This is a genomic window from Kaistia dalseonensis, from assembly GCF_030814715.1.
GTDB lineage: Bacteria > Pseudomonadota > Alphaproteobacteria > Rhizobiales > Kaistiaceae > Kaistia > Kaistia dalseonensis.
Window position 1 is genome coordinate 1,291,969 of the sequence record NZ_JAUSVO010000001.1, and the last position, 19,862, is coordinate 1,311,830.

Below are 19,862 nucleotides of genomic sequence, written 5' to 3' on the forward strand. Positions count from 1 at the left end.
GCCTGCGCTGCCTTCTTGGGTGGCTCTATACGCACGGTGCAGGGAAACTATTTCGACGCCTTCATCATCGCCGGCTCGACCGGCCTGATCGCCGCCGCTATCGCTTTGCTGATCAAGCGGCCGCGCCAGCAGGCCGTCGCCGTTGGCGCCGCCTGAAAGGGAGACAGGCTCCTTGATCTTCTCGCCCTACCTGACGCGCTGGCGGCTCACAGCCGACGGTGCGCCGATCGAGACGGCGACGAGCCACCTGCTGCCGGTCCTTCATGCCGGCAACCCCGCCATGCTCAAGCTGCTCAAGCCTTCGAGCGATGAGGGCCCCGGCATAGCGGCCCTCGGCTGGTTTGGGGGCGCCGGCGCGGTGCGTCTCATTGCAGCGAAAGACGATGCGGTGCTGATGGAGCGGGCCATCGGAACGCGCTCGCTCACAGAGATGGCGATCTCCGGCGACGATCAGGGCGCAATCCGCATCATCGCGGCGGTCGCGATGCAGCTCCATGCGCCCCGCGCCACGCCGCCGCCCGCCCTGCCCGACCTGACGCGCCGATTTCGTGCCCTGTTCGAGACAGGCGCCTCCCATCCGGTATTGCCCCGATGCGCGGCGATGGCACGGCGCCTTCTCGCCGCGCCGCGCTCGGTGGGTGTCCTGCACGGCGACCTGCACCACCAGAACGTGCTCGACAGTCCACGCGGCTGGGTCGCCATCGATCCAAAGGGCGTCTCCGGCGAGCGCGCCTATGACGTTGCCAACCTGTTTCTCAATCCCGTCGACGTGGATCGGCTCGTTCTCGACCCCGCTCGCGCCCTGCGCCTCGCGAACACCGTATCCGATGCGCTCGGCATTGAGCGGCCACGCATCCTCGGCTTCGCCTTTGCCCATGCCGGCCTCTCCGCGGCCTGGTGCATTGAGGACGGGATCAACCCTCGGCTCGCCATCGAAGCCGCCGAAATGCTGGAGCCGCTGGTCGGAGAGGTTGGCTAGACGGAACTGCGACCTCAGTCGTCGCCCTCGAACTGCGGGGCGTCGGCTTCGACTTCATAATAGTCGCCTTTCTCGGCGACGAAGATGTGGCGTCCGATGGTGGCGCCGGTCGGCAGGTCGAAGCCGCCCATGGCGATCGCCACGCGGTCGCTGCCATTGCGCCGCCGCCAGAACAGGACGGAGCCGCATGTGCCGCAGAAGCCGCGCTCGGCCTGTTCCGACGATTGGTACCAGCGCACGTGTTCGGCGCCGGAAAGCGCGAGGTCCGCTGCGGCCGCGTTGGTCGTGGCGAGAAAATGGCCCGTTTGGCGCCTGCACATAGTGCAATGGCAGATGACGATCGGCTCGAGCTCGACCGCGACCGCATAGGTCACGGCCCCGCAAAGACATGAACCCGTATGCGTCGACGGGTTCGCCATCGTTCAGATTCCCGCGACGGCGATCTTCCGCGTCTCGCCATGCCGGCTCGCCTTGAGCAGCTCGGCCACCAGGAAGGCGAGTTCCAGCGCCTGATCGGCATTGAGGCGCGGATCGCAATGGGTGTGGTAGCGATCCGACAGATCCTCGTCGGTGATCGCCCGCGCGCCGCCGGTGCATTCCGTCACGTTCTTGCCGGTCATCTCGATGTGGATGCCGCCCGGATAGGTGCCCTCGGCCGCATGCACCTCGAAGAAGCTCTTCACTTCCTTCAGGATCAGCTCGAAGGGCCGCGTCTTGTAGCCGGTGATCGCCTTGATGGTGTTGCCGTGCATCGGATCGCACGACCAGACGACGGAGCGTCCTTCCCGCTCGACGGCGCGGATCAGCTGCGGCAGGTGATCGAACACCTTGTTGGCACCGAAGCGGCAGATCAGCGTCAGCCGGCCGGCCTCGTTCTCGGGATTGAGGATGTCGATGAGCTTCAGCAGGCCGTCGGCCGAGAGCGACGGACCGCATTTGAGGCCGATCGGGTTCTTCACGCCGCGCATATATTCGACATGGGCATGATCGGGCTGGCGCGTGCGATCGCCGATCCAGAGCATATGGCCGGACGTCGCATACCAGTCGCCGGAGGTGGAATCGACGCGCGTCATCGCCTGTTCGTAGCCGAGCAGCAGCGCCTCGTGCGAGGTGAAGAAATCGGTCGAGCGCAGCGAGGGCGCCGTGTCCGGATCGATGCCGCAGGCGCGCATGAAGGCCATCGCCTCGGAGATGCGATCCGCGATCTCCTGGTAATGGTGGCCCTGCGGGCTGTCCTTGACGAAGCCGAGCATCCACTGGTGGACATGCTCGAGATTGGCGTAGCCGCCCTGCGCGAAGGCGCGCAGCAGGTTGAGCGTCGCGGCGGACTGGCGATAGGAATCCTCGATCCGGCGCGGGTCGGGATTGCGCGATTCCGGCGTGAATTCGATGCCGTTGATGATGTCACCGCGATAGCTCGGCAGTTCGATGCCGTTCATCGCCTCCAGCGGCGCCGAACGGGGCTTCGCGAACTGGCCGGCAATACGGCCGACCTTCACCACGGGCATCTGGCCAGCGAAGGTCAGCACGACAGCCATCTGCAGGAAGACGCGGAAGAAATCGCGGATATTGTCGGGATGATGCTCGGCGAAGCTCTCGGCGCAATCGCCGCCCTGCAGCAGGAAGCTCTCGCCACGAGACACGGCGGCAAGGCCCTTCTTGAGCTTGCGCGCTTCGCCGGCGAAAACGAGCGGTGGATAGCTGGAAAGCCGTGCCTCGACTGCCGCCAGCGCGGCAGGATCGGCATAATCCGGCACCTGCTGGATCGGCATTGCGCGCCAGCTGTCAGGCTTCCAGGTCGTCGTCATGGCCGTCACTCCACACCCTGCCCTGTCTTCAGGCCTTGCAGATCAACAGCTGCCAGAGCCTTTGCGGGCTTCGAAAAGGTGGCGCCTTATACACGCGCGGACATGCCGACGCCACCTGAAACGGCCCGCTGGCGTGGTCGCGCCCCTCAGGCCGGATCGGCGAGGCTCGCCCAGAGATGGGCCGTCGCGAGGCTGCGATGCGGCGCGAACGGACGCATCGCGATCTCCTGCTGCTTGGCGTCTGGCCGATCGGGGAGCGCGAGCAGGCGTTGCAGCGCGGTCGCAAGACCGGAATCGCCGATCGGCGCGACATCGGGCAGGCCGAGCCCGCGCAGCATGATGTAGCGCGCCGTCCAGGGGCCGACGCCGCGAATGGCACAGAGCGCGGCTTCGGCCTCCACCGGGCTTGCTGTGGCGAGATGGTCGAGCAACAGGTCTCCGGCTGCGATCAGCCCGGCCATTCCGACCAGATAGCTCGCCTTGGATCGCGAGAACCGCATCGCCGTCAGCACGGCCGGATCGAGCGCCGCAACCTCGGCCGGGCCCGGATGAGCGCGCAGCCCGCTCGCGCCCACGACCGGTCCGAGATGTTCGATCAGGGCACGGCGCAGCGCGGCGGCGAAGGAGAGATTGATCTGCTGCCCGATCACCGCCCAGCAGACCGCCTCCCAGCTATTGGCGGTCAGCGGAATGCGCAGGCCCGATCGGCCGCCGATCAGCCGCGCCGCGCCCGACATCGCCTCAAAGGCGAGCGGATCGCTCTTGAGACCGAGCATGCGCGCGACGATGCGCTCCAGCGTCTGCCGCCCGGCTTCGGAAACGGGCCCTTCGATACGGTAGCGCGCACGGGAAAGAGACGAATCCTCGGCCTGCCCAAGGTCGACCTCGACGAGGCGCGGACCGCCTTCGAGCCATACCGGCTTGGCGATGGTGGCGCCGGTCACTCGCTCGCTGACGCTGAGCGCGTCCCGCCCATGATAGGCGAGGATGGGGCCCGCTCTGTATCCGGGCGGAAGCGCGAGCGTAAACTCGACGCCGCTCATGCCGACCGCGCCGCATCCGACATCGCCGGCGCATCAGGCCGGCACCGCTTGCAGGCGCGCAGGCCAGCCGCCTCGGCATCCGCCGCCGTGACGAAGAAGCGCGTGTTCTTTGGCAAAGGCGGCCGCGACGGACAGGCCGGCCGACAATAGATGCCGGTTGTCACGACACCGTAGAAGGCATGGCCGGCGGGAACAGGTTCAATCGTGCTCATGGGCGCCATTCTCATCCCGCAGGCGCGCTTGGGCCACCCGTTTCCTGCACAGCCGATTTCGCCCGCCGCGCCTGTCCATGTTCAACACGTCGAGTGCCACGTTCAGTCTGCCTGCGCGGTCACGCTGACGGTGGAGTGCAGCGACATGCCGATTTCAAAGAGCAAACAGCCGCGCCAACGAAGACACGAGCATTGGCACGACAGTCGACCGTTCGAGTTCCACCTTCGTCAACCACACATTCGACGCGAGAACTGCTTGGACTCTCAGGCGACATCCTATACGACATCGCCCGTGGGAGTTGCCTTCAAGTGAAATCATCAAGCGGCTTGAATGGTTTGGAGCAGAACGTGAATATTGAACTAACGATCCTGATGCCGTGCTTGAACGAGGCAGAAACTCTTGCGATCTGCATCCGCAAAGCCAAAGCGTTTCTGGTCCAGACCGGGATAGCCGGAGAAGTGCTGATCGCCGATAATGGCTCGACAGATGGCTCCCGTGCAATCGCCGAGGCGGAAGGAGCACGCGTGATTCCCGTTGCAACGAAAGGCTATGGAGCGGCCTTGCGCGGCGGCATAAGCAGCGCAAGCGGCACCTTTGTCATTATGGGTGACGCAGACGATTCTTATGACTTCAGCAGCTTGATGCCCTTTGTCGAACGGTTGAGATCCGGCGCGGATATCGTCATGGGAAACCGCTTCCAAGGGGGTATCGCTCCTGGAGCTATGCCGTTTTTGCATCGCTATTTGGGGAACCCGGTCCTGAGTTGGATCGGCCGACTGTTCTTCAAGATCAAGGTCGGCGACTTTCACTGCGGCCTGCGCGGCTTCAATCGAGAGAAGATCCGAGATCTGGAACTGCGCACAACGGGCATGGAATTCGCCAGCGAGATGCTGGTCCGCGCCTCTCTCGAAGGCTACGAAATAGCCGAGGTGCCGACCACGCTGAAGAAGGACGGGCGATCACGCCCTCCCCATTTGCGCACATGGCGCGATGGCTGGCGCCACCTCACATTCCTGCTGATGTACAGCCCGAAGTGGCTCTTCATCTATCCAGGCCTGTTCCTGCTGGTCTTTGGCCTCGTCGCAGCTTTCGCGCTCCTGCCCGGCACGCTGCGCATTGATGACGTCAGTTTCGACGTTCACACCTTTATCGTCGCGTGTTTCTCTGTGCTGATCGGCATTCAGGCCCTGAGCTTTGCCGCCCTCGCGCACCGTTTTGCCGACAAGAACAAACTCATCCCGATTTCGGGACGTCACTCCCGGCTACTGGACTGGCTAACGCTCGAACGCGTTCTGATCGGTGGCGGCATTCTGTTCGTGTTGGGCGCGGGTGGAACAGGCTGGTGTGTGGCACAATGGGCGTCTGTCAGCTTTGGCCCACTTGTCTATGCCTCGCTCCTGCGCGTTCTGCTTCTTTCAGTGACGTCTATGGCGATCGGCCTGCAACTGGCGTTCACGGCATTCCTCTCGGCCATCATTGAAATTCCGACGCGCTGACATCGGACGATGCCTGACGCGCCTGACGCGTAAGCCCATCGTTTACGGCGGGCTCTACGCTGGGCGGGTCGGCACCGGAGGCCACAAAAGGCACCAGATGGACACTACGGCGGTTATCAACGCGATATAGGAGGCAGGAGCGCAGTAGGTATAGGCTCTTGCAGCTGGAAACGAACTAACGTCGATCAGCGCCAGAATGACAATTCGGCCTGCGACCAGCGCCCAGCCCGCCGTCGCAAAAATGAGGACCGGTGACCACCGTCCGGTTAGCCAGGACAACAAGAATGCCAGGAACCCAGCCCCCAAAAGCACAGGCACTGTCATCATGCCGAAATTTGACAGCATCGTTCTGATCTCGATCGCGGCTGAGAACGGCCAACCGGTGGTGGAATCATGACGAAGAAAAATCGGCTCGGGCTGATCGACATTGTCGACCAGCCAAATTGCTGATCCGGCCTGAACGCTGCGAGCTCCGGCCCTCCGTTCAAGCTTCATTGCAAGGCTCTCCAGCCCCGGCCTGACCGCGAACAGAGTGCAAACATCAGGACAGTCAAATGACATCGCAAAACGGCTGCGCGACGCCGCGGGACCGAAATGAGCGATGAGGTCGGGGCTGTCCTGACGCTCGACAGCTACCGGAATTACCCTGCCGGCCTGCGAAAGTGCAGCCCATACCGGCCAGTCTGAGCCACTTGTATCGAAGAACCACCCACTCAACTTGACGCGTCGATCGACTTTTGGCCCATCCGGCCCAAAGGGAGCCGGGGTGATGGGGTAGTTCAGGAACCCCCAAAATCGATAGAAGTCGTCGACGTCATTATCGGGGGAGATCGAGGCCGGCGAAGCAACGTCACCCGGCGCTTGAACGAAACTGACGGTTTGCACTGCGGCCAGGATCGACGCCGGCAGACCGACCTTCCACTGTTCGTCCGACATAGGTGGAAGATACCCGATGCCATCCTTGCGGCATGAAAGACGGCCATCCGCGCAAGCCTGCTTTAGCTCGGCGCCCAACTCAGCAAAAGCTAGCGAGGCATCGGACGGTGAGCCGTAGTGTCCGGACCACGCGACGGCCTGGCGTAGCGCCCACATGTAATAGCCGCCCGTTATCTCCCCGCAAGTGTGAGGAAAGTAGGTGCAGCCCAGCCTCTCCCAGCCATTTAAGACACCGCCTGGAGCGAGCAACTCTTCAACGGTCCGATAAGATGGAACAACCGCGGCAATCTTCCTCCGCGCCTGCAGTGAGACAGGCACCAGAGGAATCCGCGGGCCCTCTTCGACCGACTGCAAGATACCCAGCGCCTCTTCGAACCTTCGTTCCTTGAAATCAACGCCGATGAAACTGTGATAGGCGATGGCGTTTGCAGTCATGAACAGCACGTGAACCAACCCAAACGACAGAACGGCCGCCGCAGCGCCCATCAAGATGCTTCGCCGAGCCCCCGGTCCGAATTCTCGGGTTTGGTTCGATCTAGCCTTGGGTGTAGTGCTGAACGGCCCCCCTAAGCTCCAGTTCGACGGGCGATAAAGCACCGCTGCACCGAGGAAGAGCAGCAAAAGGCCCGGTGCGAACCAGATCCCCTCTTCACGTGAGAGCCAAGTCCAGCCAAGCAGGAGACCCGCGACAACGCCAAGCAACAATGCGTGCAGGGTCCGGCTCGGCGGCGCGAGGAACAGGACTGCGAAAATCGAGAATACTGCGACCGACTGCGACCAATAGATCTGGTCACGAAGAATTCTCGAAAAATCAGACAGATATGCAACCGGATTGATGATCAGGACAACGAAGAGCGCGCAGGCGACGTTCATCGATCTCGTTAATCTGAGCACAGCCCAGCAGGCGGCGGCGATGGCGAAAAGCTGGAATAGCGCTATCGTCAGTGGCAAGGGCATCCCACTCAGGTGACTGAGCGCGAGGAACAGAGGATACCCAGGGCCCTTGGCAAGCGTGAGCTCGTTGTAAGGGCCAAGCCAATTGCCATTTGCGATATTCAATCCAAGGCGCAGAAACAACGCGTCGTCATGGATCGCGAAAGGCAGAATGATAAGGGGCAGATAGGCCGCCAGGAAAAGCTTGAGCGCGATGCCGACGACGAAGATCAAAATGTGAACGGCTGTTGCACGCGCGCGCGATCCGTCGTCGATATTCAGCACCGTCTATCTATCCCTTTGCCATCGCCCAACAATGATAACAACCAGTCGAATGCATCGGAAGTCGGAGCAAACATGTTCCGACTGGCCGCTATGAAGCACCACAAGCCAGGCGTGGCGGCAAGAATGTAGCCACAACGATGTCAATGGTCCTGTCTCCCAAGCAGGCCTGGGTTCAAGGCCCATGTTCAGGCCGCATCGTCGAGCAAGCAAAGCCGCCTCGCTCAGGCGAACTTCCTCGCCGAAAGCCAGAGGCCGACGCCGACGCCCATCACGCAGAGAGCGGCGAGATAGTGCGCGTGCGCCATCGGGTCGACCTTGAGCGCCAGCGATACCAGGAGCGGGGTCAGGCCGCCGAAGATCGCGTAGGCGATGTTGTAGGCGAAGGAGACGCCGGTGAAGCGCACCGCCGGCGGGAACGCTTTGACGAGCACATAGGGCACCGCGCCGATGACGCCGACCGAGAAGCCGGCCAGCGCATAGAGCGGGAAAAGCAGCGACGCGTCGGTGCGGATCAGATTGTAGAAGAGATAGGTCGAGGCACCGAGGAAGAGGCTGCCGAAGGTCAGGAAGCGGCCGGGCCCGACCTTGTCGACCAGGTAGCCGGAGAGAATGCAGCCGAACGACAGGAACAAAGTCGCGATCGAATTGCCGGCCAGCGCCTGCTTCGGCGGGATCTGATAGAGCGTCTGCAGCAGGGTCGGCGTCATCAGGATGGTCACGACGATGCCGGCCGAGAGCAGCCAGGTCAGAAGCATCGAGATGACCGTCGCGCTCCTGTGATCGCGGATGACGGTCTTCAGCGGCAGTTCCGAGGCGAGCGCCTGGCGCTGCTGCATTTCCTTGAAGATCGGCGTTTCCTGCAGCCATTGGCGCAGATAGACCGCCACGAGGCCGAATATGCCGCCGAGCAGGAACGGGAAGCGCCATGCATAGGCGAGGATATCGTCAGGCGTATAGAGCCAGTTGAGCCCGGTGGCGACGAGCGAGCCGAGCAGGATGCCGGCCGTCAGGCCCGAGGTCAGGATGCCGCAGGCGAAGCCGATGCGGTTCTCAGGCACATGCTCGGCGACGAAGGTCCATGCGCCGGGCACCTCGCCACCGATCGCCGCGCCCTGGAGCAGGCGCATGACCAGCAGCAGCACGGGGGCGGCAATGCCGATCGTCGCATAGGTCGGGAGTGCCGCTATGCCGAGTGTCGACAGCGCCATCAGGAAGATGGAGAGCGCGAACATGCGCTTGCGGCCCAGCTTGTCGCCAAAATGGGCGAGCACGATGCCGCCGATCGGGCGCGCCAGATAGCCGGCGGCGAAAATGCCGAAAACCTGCAATTGCTGCACCCAGACCGGGATTTCCGGTGGGAAGAACAAATGTCCGATCGGAGCGACGAAATAGACGAAGATGATGAAATCGTAGAACTCGAGCGCGCCACCGAGGGCGGAAAGGCCGAGTGTCTTGTAGTCGTCGCCGGCGAGCAGGCGATGACGGGGAGCAGCAATAGCGGACATGATCTGAACTCTGGGCCGGTCGGATGACGCCCGGCGCACTCTTGATTGTGAGAATGCGTCTCAATGCCCCCGCCGGACGCCATTTTCAACAAGGAATATGCGTCTCGGCTTATTGCTTTGGTCGGGGGCCGCGTTCAGCGGCGATGCCGGATCGTCGGCTCGCGCATGGTGACCAGTTCCTCGGCGACGGTCGGATGCAGCGCCATGGCCGAATCGAAATCCGCCTTGGTCGCGCGCATCTTGAGCGGGATCGCCACGATCTGCGTGATCTCGGCCGCGTCCACGCCGAGGATGTGGCAACCGAGCACGCGGTCGGTCTCGGCATCGACGATCAGCTTCATCAGCATCTTCTCGTCGCGGCCGGTCAACGTGTGCTTCATCGGCCTGAAGGTGGCGCGATAGATGTCGACGGCGGCGAACTCCGCCAGCGCCTCGGCCTCGGTGAGCCCGACCGAGCCGATCTCGGGCTGCGAGAATACGGCCTTCGGAATGCCGAGATGATCGACCGAAACACGCTTGCCGCCAAAGACGGTATCGGCAAAGGCGTGACCCTCCCGGATCGCGACCGGGGTCAGGTTGACGCGATTGGTGACATCGCCGACGGCATAGATCGACGGCACGTTCGACTGCGAATATTCGTCCACGATGACGGCGCCGGCGCCATCCGTTGCAACGCCGGCATTTTCGAGCCCGATGCCACGCGTATTGGGCTGCCGTCCCGTCGCGATCATCACCTCGCCGGCGGGCAGTGCGAGCCCGCCCTTCGTCCGTGCAACGAGGCCGTCCGCGCTCTTCTCGATACCCACAAGTTCATCGCCGAGGATGACGCGCACGCCCTTCTTCTCGATCTCGTCCTTCAGCATGTGGCGAAGATCAGCATCGAAGCCGCGCAGCAGCGCATCGCCACGATGTATCAGGGTCGTCTCGACGCCCAGCCCGTTGAAGATGCCGGCGAACTCGACGGCGATGAAGCCACCGCCCACGACGACGATCTGCTTGGGCAGACGCGGCAGATGAAACGCCTCGTTCGAGCTGATCGCCAGTTCGCGCCCCGGCAGATCGGGATCGATATAGGGCGCGGCGCCGGTCGCAACGAGAATGTACTTCGCCGTCACCACCCGACCATCGGCGAGGCGGACGGTGTGCGGATCCTCGATGGTCGCGCGCATCGCGACCAACGTCGCGCCGGAGCGCTCGAGATTGCGGATATAGATGCCGTTCAGCCGGTCGATCTCGCGATCCTTGTGCGCCAGCAGGGTCGGCCAGTCGAACTGCGTCTCGCCGACGGTCCAGCCGAAGCCGACCGCGTCCTCGAATTCCTCGGTGAAGCGCGAGGCATAGACGAACAGCTTCTTGGGCACGCAGCCGCGGATCACGCAGGTGCCGCCGACGCGATACTCTTCCGCCACCATCACGCGGGCGCCATGGCTCGCGGCAATGCGGCCAGCGCGCACGCCGCCGGAGCCCGCCCCGATGACGAAGAGATCGACGTCGAATTCAGTCATGACAATCCGCTCACAGCAAAATGGCCGATCCCGAGCGAACCGGCCATCGCGTCTATGTCGTTGTTTTATCGGGTTTCCGCAAGCCGCTCCGCGATGCGCGAGCGGCCTAGAACTCGATTCCCTTCTTCTTCAGCTCTTCGCGCGACTTCTCGTAGAGTTCCTCGCCGACACGATCGGACCAGCCCTTCACGGATTGCAGCGTTTCGCCGACGACCTTCGGGCCGATATCGGCGAGCTTGGAGCCGGCCGGGCTCTTGTAGAAGGTCGCGATCGCGTTCAACTCGTCCTCGGTGAAGTATTTCGCCCAGATCCGCGCGACGTCATTGTCGAGATCCTTGCGGCGCGACACCAGCTCCAGCGCCTCGGCATCGACGACCTGCGAGATGGCCTGATGCTGGTCGGGGCGCATCCGGATGAGCTTGTTCTGGGTCTGCTGCGACAGGAGCGGCAACAGGTTGTCGAAACCGCGCGAGGTCTTGGCGGCGACCACCGCATCGAGTGCGGCCGCCAGATGCGCCTCGGTGATCTCCTGCGCCCTGGCGACGCCGGCGATGCCGATCGCCAGGCCCACGGCCAGCGCGACAGCGCGGATGGAGGAGCGGATGAATGTCATGAACGGACTCCCAATGGGCGAATGACGTTTAAGCGGACAGCCAGAGCAGGCCTTCTGGGCGGGCGATCACGGCGGCGGTGGCAAGGCCGATGAAAAGGCCATGCTCCACGACCCCCGGAATCGCGGCAAGAGCAAGACTCAAGGCTTCTGGCTCTTGAATGAGGCCAAAAGATGCATCGATGATGGCGTGTCCACCATCGGTTACGAACGGCTTGCCGTCGGCGCCCTGGCGCCGCGCCAGCTTCGGCGGCAGCCCGAGCCGGGTCGCGGCGGCGGCGATCGCCAGGACGGTCGCACCCAGTCCGAAATGATTGACCTCGATCGGCAGCGGAAACGCGCCGAGCGTATCGACGAGCTTCGTTCCGTCGGCGATGACGATCATGCGATCCGAAGCGGCCGCGACGATCTTCTCGCGCAGCAATGCCCCACCGCCGCCCTTGATCAGGCGCAGCGCATGGTCGAGCTCGTCGGCGCCATCGACCGTCAGATCGAGATGCGGCGTTTCGTCGAGCGTTGTGAGCGTGATCCCTTCGGCGCGGGCGAGAGCAGCTGTGCGCTCCGAAGTCGGCACGCCGATAATGTCGAGACCACCCCGGACCCGCTCGCCGAGACCACGGACGAAGTGTTCCGCGGTCGACCCCGTCCCGATGCCGAGCCGCATGCCGGGACGGACATGCTCCAACGCCGCCAGGGCGGCCTGCTTCTTGAGATCGTCGCTTGAAGCCATCGGGAACGGTTCTAATGAGAGGAATGGGCGCGGCTTGTTAGCATGAGCGGCCCGGCGCGCCAACGGTCCGCAGCGCTTCGACGCCGGCGTAAGGTCGTGCCGGCGTGTCGTCTGCTGCTCATTGCGCTTTCGGCGCGGATGATCAGGCGCTAAGACCGTGTGGTCCCACCCCTCATCGCTCCCGGACCAGCATGCGCCCCACTCTCGTCTTCGACCTCGACGGCACGCTCGTCGACACCGCCGCCGATCTCGTCGCGACGCTCAACGTGATCCTGACGCATGAAAATCTCGCGCCCGTCCCCTATGCCGATGCGCGCTCCATGGTCGGGCATGGCGCCCGGGTGCTGATCGAGCGCGGCCTCGCCGCCAATGGCGCCAGCCGCGACAGCGCGGCAATCGATCGCCTCTTCGACGCCTATATCGCGCATTACAGCGCCCATATCGCCGATCACAGTCTGCCCTTTCCCGGCGTCACCGACGCTCTCGATCATTTCGCCGCCGAAGGCTGGCTGCTCGCGGTCTGCACCAACAAGCTCGAAGGCCTCTCCGTGCAGCTCCTCGATGCGCTGAGCCTCTCCAGCCGTTTCGCCGCCATTTGCGGCGCGGACACCTTTGCCGCCCGCAAGCCCGACCCGATCGCCCTGACGGGCACGATCGAGCGCGCAGGCGGCGATCGCCGACGGGCCATCATGGTGGGCGATTCGAAGACGGATATCGATACGGCCCTCGCCGCCTCGGTTCCGGTCGTGGCGGTCGATTTCGGCTATACGCCCGTGCCCGTGACCGAGCTCGGCCCCGACCTCGTCATCAGCCATTTCGACGAACTGGCCGCGGCGGTAGCGAAGCTCACGCCCTCGCGCGGATAGGCGGGCCTCGGTTCTTGCTAGCGGCACTTCCTGGCGCCGACCTTGGTCGGCTTCAGATCGAGCTTGACCAGCTTGCCGGTCAGGACGAAGTCGCCATAATCGAGGCGCATGCGCCGCGTGATGCCGTTTTCGTAGAGAATGAACGACAGCTCGTAGGACGGCTTCTGCTCGCCATCCGACGTGCCGTGGAAATAACTGAGCGTCACCGGCCAGTGCCGCACATTGGCGACGCCGGCCGCCTTGGCGACCGCCTCGTCGCCGAGATCGTCGCCGCCGCTGTTGAGCGCGCCGATCACCGCCGACGTCGAATAAGGCATCGTTCCCTTTTCCGAGCCGTCGAAGAGATCGATCTGCTTGAAATGCTCGCCGGCGATGGCGGCGCTGATCAGCGTCTTCATATGCTGGTTCGGGAACTGGAACGTCGGCGCCAGCTCGAACTTGCGGCCATCGGGCTTGGCGATCGTCACGCGGATATCGGAGCCCTGCCGCTCGGCCGAGCCGGTCGAATCCTCGGAAATGGCGCCGTCGACATAGCTCTTGGTGGCGAAGGAAAAGCTCTTGCCCTCGTCATCCTCATAGGTCGACGTCGCGACGTCGGTCAGGCGCGAATTGCCATCGCCATCGCTGATCCGCGTCACGAAGCGCAGCCGTGTCGTGTAGCCGTCGCAGGCCGAGCCGGTGAAGTCATAGACCATGCGCCCTTCGGCATCGCTCACCGAATCGGAGCCGCCATCGTCGAGTTGCAGGTCATAGACGGCCTGATGGGCGATCATCGGCATCGACGCGGGAAGAGCCGCAGCCGATCCCGCTATCATTGCCCAGGCCAGAGCCACACATCCGGTCAACGCGAAACGTCTGCCGTCCATCTCGATACCCGCCGCGTTCATACCGACTCCCTTGTCGTCAGACCGACATGAGCCTGAACTAGATGACATTTCAAACAGCAAATCCGGCAAAGGTCCACGCGCAAGCGCGCCCGGCTCGGAACAGCCTTAACATTCACCGCATCGGCTTGCGGCCAGCCCGGAAACGCGCGAAACCGGACCGAGCCCACCCCTTGCCGGAGCAATCCATGACCAGCCCCATCGAAGCCCGCCTCGCAGAACTCGGCGTCACCCTGCCGACCCCGGTCGCGCCTGTCGCCAATTACGTACCCTTCGTTGTCAGCAAGGGCATGCTCTATATTTCTGGCCAAATTCCGGTCGGCCCGAACGGCGTCGAATATGTCGGCAAGCTCGGCGACACGCTGAGCATTGAAGACGGCCGCGCGGCCGCCCGGCTCTGCGCCATCAACATATTGGCGCAGGCCCGGGCTGCTCTGGGAGATCTGGAGCGCGTCGCCCGCATCGTCAAGCTGACCGGCTTCGTCAATTCGGCCGCCGATTTCGGCGACCAGCCCAAGATCGTGAACGGCGCCTCGGATTTCTTCGTCGAGGTGTTCGGCGACAAGGGCCGCCATGCGCGCTCGGCCGTCGGCGTTTCCGGCCTGCCCTTCGGCGTGGGCGTCGAGGTCGAAGCCGTCATCGAGATCGCCTGACCGATCATGGCGCTCTCCTGGCTCACGCAACGACCGATCGCGCACCGAGGCTATCATGATGCCGCGAGCGGCCGGATCGAGAACACACTCTCGGCCGTTCGCGCCGCAATCGAGCATCGCTTCGCGATCGAGGTCGATCTGCAACTGACCCGGGACGGCACCGTGGTCGTCTTTCATGACGAGACGGTCGACCGATTGATGCAGGCGAGCGGCCGCGTCGACAGCTTCACGCTGGCCGAACTGAAGGCGATCCCCTTCAAAGCCGGGGCGGACCGTGTGCCGACGCTCGCCGAACTGTTTGCGACCGTGGCCGGCAAGGTGCCGCTCGTCCTCGAGCTCAAGAGCGAGTTCAAGGGCGATCGACGCCTCGAAAAAGCCGTGGCGCCGATCCTCGCCAATTATGGCGGCCCGGCCGTTGTCATGTCCTTCGATCCGGAATCGATGGCCATGATGAAGAAGCTGCTGCCGGTCGTACCGCGCGGCATCGTGGCCGATCGCTATACCGATCTCAACGATTGGGGCTTCCTGACCGCGCGGCAGCGCCTCTCCTTCCGCCATCTGCTTTCGGTGCCGCGCGTCGGCGCGAGCTTCGTCTCCTATGATTTGAACGGTCTGCCCTCGCTGGCGCCGTCCCTCGTCCGCCTGTTCGGCCTCACCCTGATCTGCTGGACAGTCCGCACGCGGGAACAATGGGAAAAGGCGAAGCGCTATACCGACCAGATCACCTTCGAAGGGTTCGATCCCGACGCCTGATCGGCTGCGACAAAGTCGACGCCCCCAGAGACTGAACCAAACGCATTCCGCCACCGTATCCATGTCTCGACGCCTGAAGCGGGCCGTTGCGTCATGGGGGAGCTTGTGCTTGCCGTTCAGCGCCTTAGATGGTGGGATGATGTCTCCCGCCCACCATGCGAGTCCATTTCACCGATGAGCGCTTCTGACGATGCGCGCCTCAAGGTCCTGGCATCGCTCGATGATGTCGAGCGCGCCGATTGGGACGCCTGTGCCAACCCCGGCTGGGATTCCGACCGCCCCTTCGGCGATGACGCATCCGCCTTCCTGAAAGCTATCAATGCCGACGCGCAGCCTGACGGCGAGACTTCTCATGCTTCACATGAGAAAACACCCTACAACCCATTCGTTTCATATGATTTTCTGAGCGCGCTGGAAAAGTCCGGCTCGGCCACGGCCCGCACGGGTTGGCAGGCGCGGCACATTGTTCTGGAGGGGCCGGGCGGCAGCACGTCCGGCGTCGTACCCTGCTATCAGAAGGCTCATTCGCAGGGCGAATATGTGTTCGACCAGGGCTGGGCCGACGCCTATGAGCGGGCCGGCGGCAGCTATTATCCGAAGCTGCAGGTCTCCGTGCCATTCACGCCGGCGACCGGCCCGCGCCTGCTCGTACGGCCCGAGGCGGGCTTCGAGGCGCGCTCGACGCTCGCGGCCGGCCTCGTCGCGCTGACGCGCCAGCTCGGCCTCTCCTCGGTCCACGCCACCTTCCTGCAGGATGTCGACGCGGAGATCCTGGAGGCGGCCGGCTTCCTCGCCCGCAACGACCAGCAGTTCCATTTCGAAAATCCGGGCTATCGCGATTTCGATGATTTTCTCGACGCGCTCGCCTCGCGCAAACGCAAGACCATCCGCCGCGAGCGGCGCGAGGCGCTGGAAGGCGGCATCGAGGTCGAGCTGCTCACCGGCAAGGACATCACCGAATCCGCCTGGGACGCCTTCTTCGCCTTCTACATGGATACCGGCTCGCGCAAATGGGGCCGGCCCTATCTCAACCGGCGCTTCTTCTCCATGGTGGGCGAGACGATGGCCGATCGCATCCTGCTGGTCTTCGCCAAGCGCGGCGGCAGGCCAATTGCCGGCGCGCTGAACTTCATCGGGTCTGACGCCCTTTATGGCCGCTATTGGGGCGCGACGGAGGAGGTGCCCTTCCTCCATTTTGAGATTTGCTACCATCAGGCCGTGGACTGGGGCATAGCGCACCGCCTGCCCCGCATCGAGGCCGGCGCGCAGGGCGAGCACAAGCTGGCGCGTGGCTATAAGCCGATCGTGACACGCTCGGCGCACTGGATTGCCGATAAGGGTTTCCGCCGCGCCGTCGCCGACTATCTGGAGCGTGAACGCGAGGCCGTAGCCGCCGAACACGAAATCCTCGACGAACACACGCCCTTCAAGGCCGAGACCCCATCCGAATGAACGCCTTCATCCCCTGGGCTGCCGCGCTATGGGGCGTCGCGCTCGCAATCGTGCTGGCGACCGAGTTGCGCCCTGCCCGCCTTCCCTTAACAATCGCGGCCTTCGCCTTGCTGACGGCGCTCATCCTGCTGATCGTGGGTGACCTGCCGCGCGCGACCTTGCTCGCCCTGTTCCTGGCTCTCACCATCGTCGGCGCCTCGGCGGTGAAGCACCACCATAGCGGCATGAAGCTCGCGGTGGCCGATCTCGGCCTCACCTTCGCTGGCACCATTCCCTTCATGCTGAAGCAATATCGCGCGACCGCCACCAAGACGATCGCCGGTGCGATCGTGCTGATCCTGCTGGCCGTCGGCACGCTCGTCCTCGTGGAAGGCCCGACCGTTCCCTTCGTGACGCGGTTGGCCGTCCTCGCCGTGACGGCACTGCTGGCCGCAGGAACCTATTGGCTCGGCGGCGGCGCGGCCTATTTCCGGCCGGAAGTGACGCGGCGCAACCGCTTCTTCTCGTTCTTCATGGCCTCGCTGGTCGATATTCCGAGCTGGTGGCCGACGGGTGGCCTGCGCATGCTCGACGTCGCCGACCAACCGCTGCCGCTCGCGCGGCCCCAGCCGGCCCGCTCGACGATCCGGCCGGATATCATCGTGATCCAGCACGAATCCGTCTTCGACCCGCGCCTTTACGGGCTGCCGGTGGATGAACGGATCGCCGAACTGCTGACGCCCTCGGGCGGACATTCCGGCCGGCTGCATGTCGATATTTATGGCGGCGGATCCTGGCAGACCGAGTTCAGCCTCTTGACCGGCCTCTCCTCGGCGAGCTTCGGGCCGGACTCCTATTTCCTGTTCAAGAAGGGCGTCGGCCGCTTCCGCCATTCCCTGCCCTCGCAGCTCGCGGGCCTCGGCTATCGCACCATGCTCTCGACCAGCTGCCGGCGAAACTTCATGAATTATGATGCCTTCTATGCCGGCATCGGTGTCGACGACCGCGTCTTCTCCGACGAGTTCCCCCCGCCTTTCGATCTCGCGGATTTCGAGATCAACAATTCGGATGCGGCCTTCTTTGCGGCGACAGCAGATGCGTGGGACCGCGCGCTCGACAGCGATCCGACGCCGCGCTTCCTGATGGCGCTGACCAATTTCAACCATGGCCCGCATGAGAGCCGCCTTGTGCCGCCCGGGCGCTACGAGGCCGAGCGCGCGACCGCGCTCGCGGCGCTGCCGGACCCGAATTACGGCGAATATTATGCGCGCCTCTCCGAAACGGCGGAGAGCTATGCCGTCTTCCGTCAGGCGATCGCCGCGCGCGGCCGTCCCGCCCTGATCGTGCGCTATGGCGACCACCAGCCGACCATGACGCGGGCGATCGAGCAGGCCCATCGCATTCGTTCCGACGATCCGCGCCAGTTCGAGACCTTCTTCGCGCTCGAGGCGGTGAATTTCGAGGCCGATCTCTCGGACCTGCCGGAACATATCGATATCGCGATGCTGGGCACCATCGCGCTCCGCGCCTCCGGCCTGCCGCTCGACGCGATCACGGCCACGCGCCTCGAACTGATCCCGGAAATCGGCGCGCGCTATATCGCGACGCCTTCAGAGCGCAAGCGCCGTTTCCATCGCACGCTCGTCGATGCCGGGCTGATCGAGCTCGGCGCGACGCCGGCCGTCTTGCCCGTTGCGACCGAACGCGCTTAAGACAGTCGCAACCACGGGAGATCGGCCATGACGAGCTATGACGACGGCAATATCTTCGCAAAGATCCTGCGCGGCGAAATCCCCTCGCATCGGGTCTATGAGGATGCCGATACGGTCGCCTTCATGGATGTGATGCCGCAGGGCGAGGGACACCTCCTCGTCGTCCCGAAGGCGCCTTCCCGCAATCTGCTCGACGCCTCGCCCGAGACGCTCGCCAAGCTGCTCCCCGTCGTCCAGAAGCTCGCGCGTGCCGCCAAGACGGCCTTTGCCGCCGACGGCGTCACGATCCTGCAGTTCAACGAGCAGGCCGCCGGGCAGACTGTGTTTCACCTGCACGTGCATATCGTGCCGCGATTTGAAGGCGTGCCGCTCCGGCCGCATTCGGGCACGATGGAGAAGCCGGAGATCCTCGCGGCCAATGCCGAGAAGGTCCGCGCCGCACTGTCTGCCGGCTGAGGCGCGCCGCCGTCGCGCACGCCCTCAATGGATGCCGCTGACGGTCTCCGGCGCGACGCGATGGGCGAGCGGACGACCGGCTTCGGCGTCGGCGATATTGGCGAGCGTCGTGCGGGCGATCGCGCCCAGCGCCTCGACCGTGAAGAAGGCCTGATGCCCGGTGACGAGGACATTCGGGAAAGTCAGCAGGCGCTGGAACACATCGTCCTGGATGATCTCGTTCGATAGATCCTCGAAGAAGAGATCGCCCTCCTGCTCATAGACGTCGAGCGCGACGCCGCCGACCTTGCCGCGCTTCAGCCCGTCGATCAGCGCCTCGGCGTCGATCAGCGCGCCGCGGCTGGTATTAATGATGATCACGCCGGGCTTCGCCCGCTCGATCGCCTCGGCGTCGATGAGATGATGCGTCTCGGGCGTCAGCGGGCAGTGGAGCGTGATGATATCCGCTGCCGCGATGAGGTCCGCGCGCGGCCGATACGCGACGCCAATGGCGTGCAACTCCGGATCCTCGTGCTGGTCGAACGCCAGAACGGTGCAGCCGAAGCCGAGCTTCAATATGCGCGCGACGATGCCGCCGATGCGGCCAGTGCCGATGACGCCCACCGTCTTGCCGTAAAGATCATGGCCGATCAGCCCATCGAGCGCGAAATTATTATCTCGCACGCGCGACCAGGCGCGCGGAATGCGGCGGTCCATTGAGAGCAGCAGCGCGATGGTGAATTCCGCCACCGCATGCGGCGAATAGGCCGGCACGCGCACGACATCGATGCCGAGGCGCTCGGCCGCCACCAGATCGACATTGTTGTAACCCGCAGCCCTGAGCGCCAGCAGCCGCGTGCCACCGGCCTGGAGCACCGCCAAGACGGCCGCATCGACCACATCGTTCACGAAGACACAGACGCCGGCAAACCCATGCGCGAGCGGCGCGGTGGTCTCATCCAGGCGCGGCTCGAAGAAGACCAGTTCGTGACCAAACGCGACATTCGCCTCGTTCAGGAACTGGCGATCATAGGGCTTGGTGTTGAAGACGGCGACGCGCACGTTGGAGTCTCCCAGGCAGGCTT

General features: G+C 64.1%; 20 protein-coding genes. 9 read left to right on the plus strand and 11 right to left on the minus strand.

Translation table 11 applies throughout. The annotated features are described in order from the left end of the window. Nucleotides 1-15: 15 nt before the first annotated feature. Nucleotides 16-156, plus strand: a complete 141-nt coding sequence (locus tag QO014_RS05920) for a hypothetical protein (RefSeq protein ID WP_266347691.1) — start codon at nt 16-18, stop codon at nt 154-156. A 16-nt stretch (nt 157-172) separates the two neighbouring features. Continuing rightward, nucleotides 173-979: an aminoglycoside phosphotransferase family protein gene (locus QO014_RS05925; RefSeq protein ID WP_266347692.1), complete on the plus strand. Its 807-nt coding sequence runs from the start codon at nt 173-175 to the stop codon at nt 977-979. 14 nt (nt 980-993) lie between these two features. On the opposite strand, the gene QO014_RS05930 is transcribed toward QO014_RS05925, so the two are convergent. The 4 genes from QO014_RS05930 to QO014_RS05945 all read right to left on the minus strand — a co-directional run bounded on the left by QO014_RS05930 (nt 994) and on the right by QO014_RS05945 (nt 4,042). Then, nucleotides 994-1,398, minus strand: a complete 405-nt coding sequence (locus tag QO014_RS05930; protein ID WP_266347693.1) for a GFA family protein — start codon at nt 1,396-1,398, stop codon at nt 994-996. 3 nt (nt 1,399-1,401) lie between these two features. Then, complete coding sequence (locus QO014_RS05935; protein ID WP_266347694.1) at nt 1,402-2,787, minus strand: class II 3-deoxy-7-phosphoheptulonate synthase; 1,386 nt, start codon at nt 2,785-2,787, stop codon at nt 1,402-1,404. A 146-nt stretch (nt 2,788-2,933) separates the two neighbouring features. Further along, nucleotides 2,934-3,830, minus strand: a complete 897-nt coding sequence (locus QO014_RS05940; protein ID WP_266347695.1) for a DNA-3-methyladenine glycosylase 2 — start codon at nt 3,828-3,830, stop codon at nt 2,934-2,936. Continuing rightward, entirely contained in the window at nt 3,827-4,042 is a 216-nt protein-coding gene (locus QO014_RS05945) for an Ada metal-binding domain-containing protein (RefSeq protein WP_307257633.1), read from the minus strand. The genes QO014_RS05940 and QO014_RS05945 overlap by 4 nt, the downstream gene beginning before the upstream one ends. Before the next feature lie 309 nt (nt 4,043-4,351). On the opposite strand from QO014_RS05945, the gene QO014_RS05950 reads away from it, so the two are divergent. Beyond that, nucleotides 4,352-5,539 carry a glycosyltransferase family 2 protein gene (locus QO014_RS05950; RefSeq protein WP_266347696.1) on the plus strand — a complete coding sequence of 396 codons (1,188 nt, stop codon included), beginning with the start codon at nt 4,352-4,354 and terminating at the stop codon, nt 5,537-5,539. A 54-nt stretch (nt 5,540-5,593) separates the two neighbouring features. Here QO014_RS05950 and QO014_RS05955 read toward each other — a convergent pair whose 3' ends face one another. The 5 genes from QO014_RS05955 to rpiA form a co-directional block, all read right to left on the minus strand. Continuing rightward, nucleotides 5,594-7,693: a hypothetical protein gene (locus tag QO014_RS05955; RefSeq protein ID WP_266347697.1), complete on the minus strand. Its 2,100-nt coding sequence runs from the start codon at nt 7,691-7,693 to the stop codon at nt 5,594-5,596. A gap of 221 nt (nt 7,694-7,914) precedes the next feature. Beyond that, the gene (locus tag QO014_RS05960) at nt 7,915-9,198 is read right to left on the minus strand and encodes an MFS transporter (RefSeq protein WP_266347698.1); all 1,284 of its coding nucleotides are present in this window, start codon (nt 9,196-9,198) and stop codon (nt 7,915-7,917) included. A gap of 134 nt (nt 9,199-9,332) precedes the next feature. Then, the gene (gene gor, locus QO014_RS05965; protein ID WP_266347699.1) at nt 9,333-10,703 is read right to left on the minus strand and encodes a glutathione-disulfide reductase; all 1,371 of its coding nucleotides are present in this window, start codon (nt 10,701-10,703) and stop codon (nt 9,333-9,335) included. A 106-nt stretch (nt 10,704-10,809) separates the two neighbouring features. Continuing rightward, on the minus strand, nt 10,810-11,316 hold the full coding sequence (locus QO014_RS05970; protein ID WP_266347700.1) for a DUF2059 domain-containing protein: 507 nt from the start codon (nt 11,314-11,316) through the stop codon (nt 10,810-10,812). Between the two features lie 28 nt (nt 11,317-11,344). Further along, complete coding sequence (rpiA, locus tag QO014_RS05975; protein WP_266347701.1) at nt 11,345-12,043, minus strand: ribose-5-phosphate isomerase RpiA; 699 nt, start codon at nt 12,041-12,043, stop codon at nt 11,345-11,347. Between the two features lie 191 nt (nt 12,044-12,234). Here rpiA and gph point away from each other — a divergent pair, with 191 nt between their 5' ends. Continuing rightward, nucleotides 12,235-12,909, plus strand: a complete 675-nt coding sequence (gph, locus tag QO014_RS05980; RefSeq protein WP_266347702.1) for a phosphoglycolate phosphatase — start codon at nt 12,235-12,237, stop codon at nt 12,907-12,909. A gap of 17 nt (nt 12,910-12,926) precedes the next feature. Here the strand turns inward: gph and QO014_RS05985 are convergent, their stop codons facing one another. After that, nucleotides 12,927-13,682: a cell envelope integrity EipB family protein gene (locus QO014_RS05985; RefSeq protein ID WP_266347703.1), complete on the minus strand. Its 756-nt coding sequence runs from the start codon at nt 13,680-13,682 to the stop codon at nt 12,927-12,929. A gap of 299 nt (nt 13,683-13,981) precedes the next feature. On the opposite strand from QO014_RS05985, the gene QO014_RS05990 reads away from it, so the two are divergent. The 5 genes from QO014_RS05990 to QO014_RS06010 all read left to right on the plus strand — a co-directional run bounded on the left by QO014_RS05990 (nt 13,982) and on the right by QO014_RS06010 (nt 18,798). Continuing rightward, entirely contained in the window at nt 13,982-14,446 is a 465-nt protein-coding gene (locus tag QO014_RS05990) for a RidA family protein (RefSeq protein ID WP_266347704.1), read from the plus strand. 6 nt (nt 14,447-14,452) lie between these two features. Further along, complete coding sequence (locus QO014_RS05995) at nt 14,453-15,199, plus strand: glycerophosphodiester phosphodiesterase family protein (RefSeq protein ID WP_266347705.1); 747 nt, start codon at nt 14,453-14,455, stop codon at nt 15,197-15,199. A 174-nt stretch (nt 15,200-15,373) separates the two neighbouring features. Further along, nucleotides 15,374-16,651 (plus strand): GNAT family N-acetyltransferase, encoded by a 1,278-nt coding sequence (locus QO014_RS06000; protein ID WP_266347706.1) that lies wholly within the window; start codon nt 15,374-15,376, stop codon nt 16,649-16,651. Next, nucleotides 16,648-18,342, plus strand: coding sequence for a sulfatase-like hydrolase/transferase (locus QO014_RS06005; RefSeq protein WP_266347707.1), 1,695 nt, complete (start codon nt 16,648-16,650; stop codon nt 18,340-18,342). The genes QO014_RS06000 and QO014_RS06005 overlap by 4 nt, the downstream gene beginning before the upstream one ends. Nucleotides 18,343-18,369: 27 nt before the next feature. After that, nucleotides 18,370-18,798 carry an HIT family protein gene (locus tag QO014_RS06010; protein WP_266347708.1) on the plus strand — a complete coding sequence of 143 codons (429 nt, stop codon included), beginning with the start codon at nt 18,370-18,372 and terminating at the stop codon, nt 18,796-18,798. Between the two features lie 24 nt (nt 18,799-18,822). On the opposite strand, the gene QO014_RS06015 is transcribed toward QO014_RS06010, so the two are convergent. After that, nucleotides 18,823-19,839: a 2-hydroxyacid dehydrogenase gene (locus QO014_RS06015; protein WP_266347709.1), complete on the minus strand. Its 1,017-nt coding sequence runs from the start codon at nt 19,837-19,839 to the stop codon at nt 18,823-18,825. Nucleotides 19,840-19,862 lie beyond the last annotated feature (23 nt).

What these genes read in the sequence shown, in the direction of transcription:
- QO014_RS06010 (WP_266347708.1), top strand. Translation starts at nt 18,370, where the DNA reads ATGACGAGCTATGACGACGGCAATATCTTCGCAAAGATCCTGCGCGGC.
- QO014_RS05930 (WP_266347693.1), bottom strand. Translation starts at nt 1,398, where the DNA reads ATGGCGAACCCGTCGACGCATACGGGTTCATGTCTTTGCGGGGCCGTG.
- gph (WP_266347702.1), top strand. Translation starts at nt 12,235, where the DNA reads ATGCGCCCCACTCTCGTCTTCGACCTCGACGGCACGCTCGTCGACACC.
- rpiA (WP_266347701.1), bottom strand. Translation starts at nt 12,043, where the DNA reads ATGGCTTCAAGCGACGATCTCAAGAAGCAGGCCGCCCTGGCGGCGTTG.
- QO014_RS06000 (WP_266347706.1), top strand. Translation starts at nt 15,374, where the DNA reads ATGAGCGCTTCTGACGATGCGCGCCTCAAGGTCCTGGCATCGCTCGAT.
- QO014_RS06005 (WP_266347707.1), top strand. Translation starts at nt 16,648, where the DNA reads ATGAACGCCTTCATCCCCTGGGCTGCCGCGCTATGGGGCGTCGCGCTC.
- QO014_RS05970 (WP_266347700.1), bottom strand. Translation starts at nt 11,316, where the DNA reads ATGACATTCATCCGCTCCTCCATCCGCGCTGTCGCGCTGGCCGTGGGC.
- QO014_RS05940 (WP_266347695.1), bottom strand. Translation starts at nt 3,830, where the DNA reads ATGAGCGGCGTCGAGTTTACGCTCGCGCTTCCGCCCGGATACAGAGCG.
- QO014_RS05985 (WP_266347703.1), bottom strand. Translation starts at nt 13,682, where the DNA reads ATGATCGCCCATCAGGCCGTCTATGACCTGCAACTCGACGATGGCGGC.
- QO014_RS05990 (WP_266347704.1), top strand. Translation starts at nt 13,982, where the DNA reads ATGACCAGCCCCATCGAAGCCCGCCTCGCAGAACTCGGCGTCACCCTG.
- QO014_RS05945 (WP_307257633.1), bottom strand. Translation starts at nt 4,042, where the DNA reads ATGAGCACGATTGAACCTGTTCCCGCCGGCCATGCCTTCTACGGTGTC.
- gor (WP_266347699.1), bottom strand. Translation starts at nt 10,703, where the DNA reads ATGACTGAATTCGACGTCGATCTCTTCGTCATCGGGGCGGGCTCCGGC.
- QO014_RS05995 (WP_266347705.1), top strand. Translation starts at nt 14,453, where the DNA reads ATGGCGCTCTCCTGGCTCACGCAACGACCGATCGCGCACCGAGGCTAT.
- QO014_RS05935 (WP_266347694.1), bottom strand. Translation starts at nt 2,787, where the DNA reads ATGACGACGACCTGGAAGCCTGACAGCTGGCGCGCAATGCCGATCCAG.
- QO014_RS05960 (WP_266347698.1), bottom strand. Translation starts at nt 9,198, where the DNA reads ATGTCCGCTATTGCTGCTCCCCGTCATCGCCTGCTCGCCGGCGACGAC.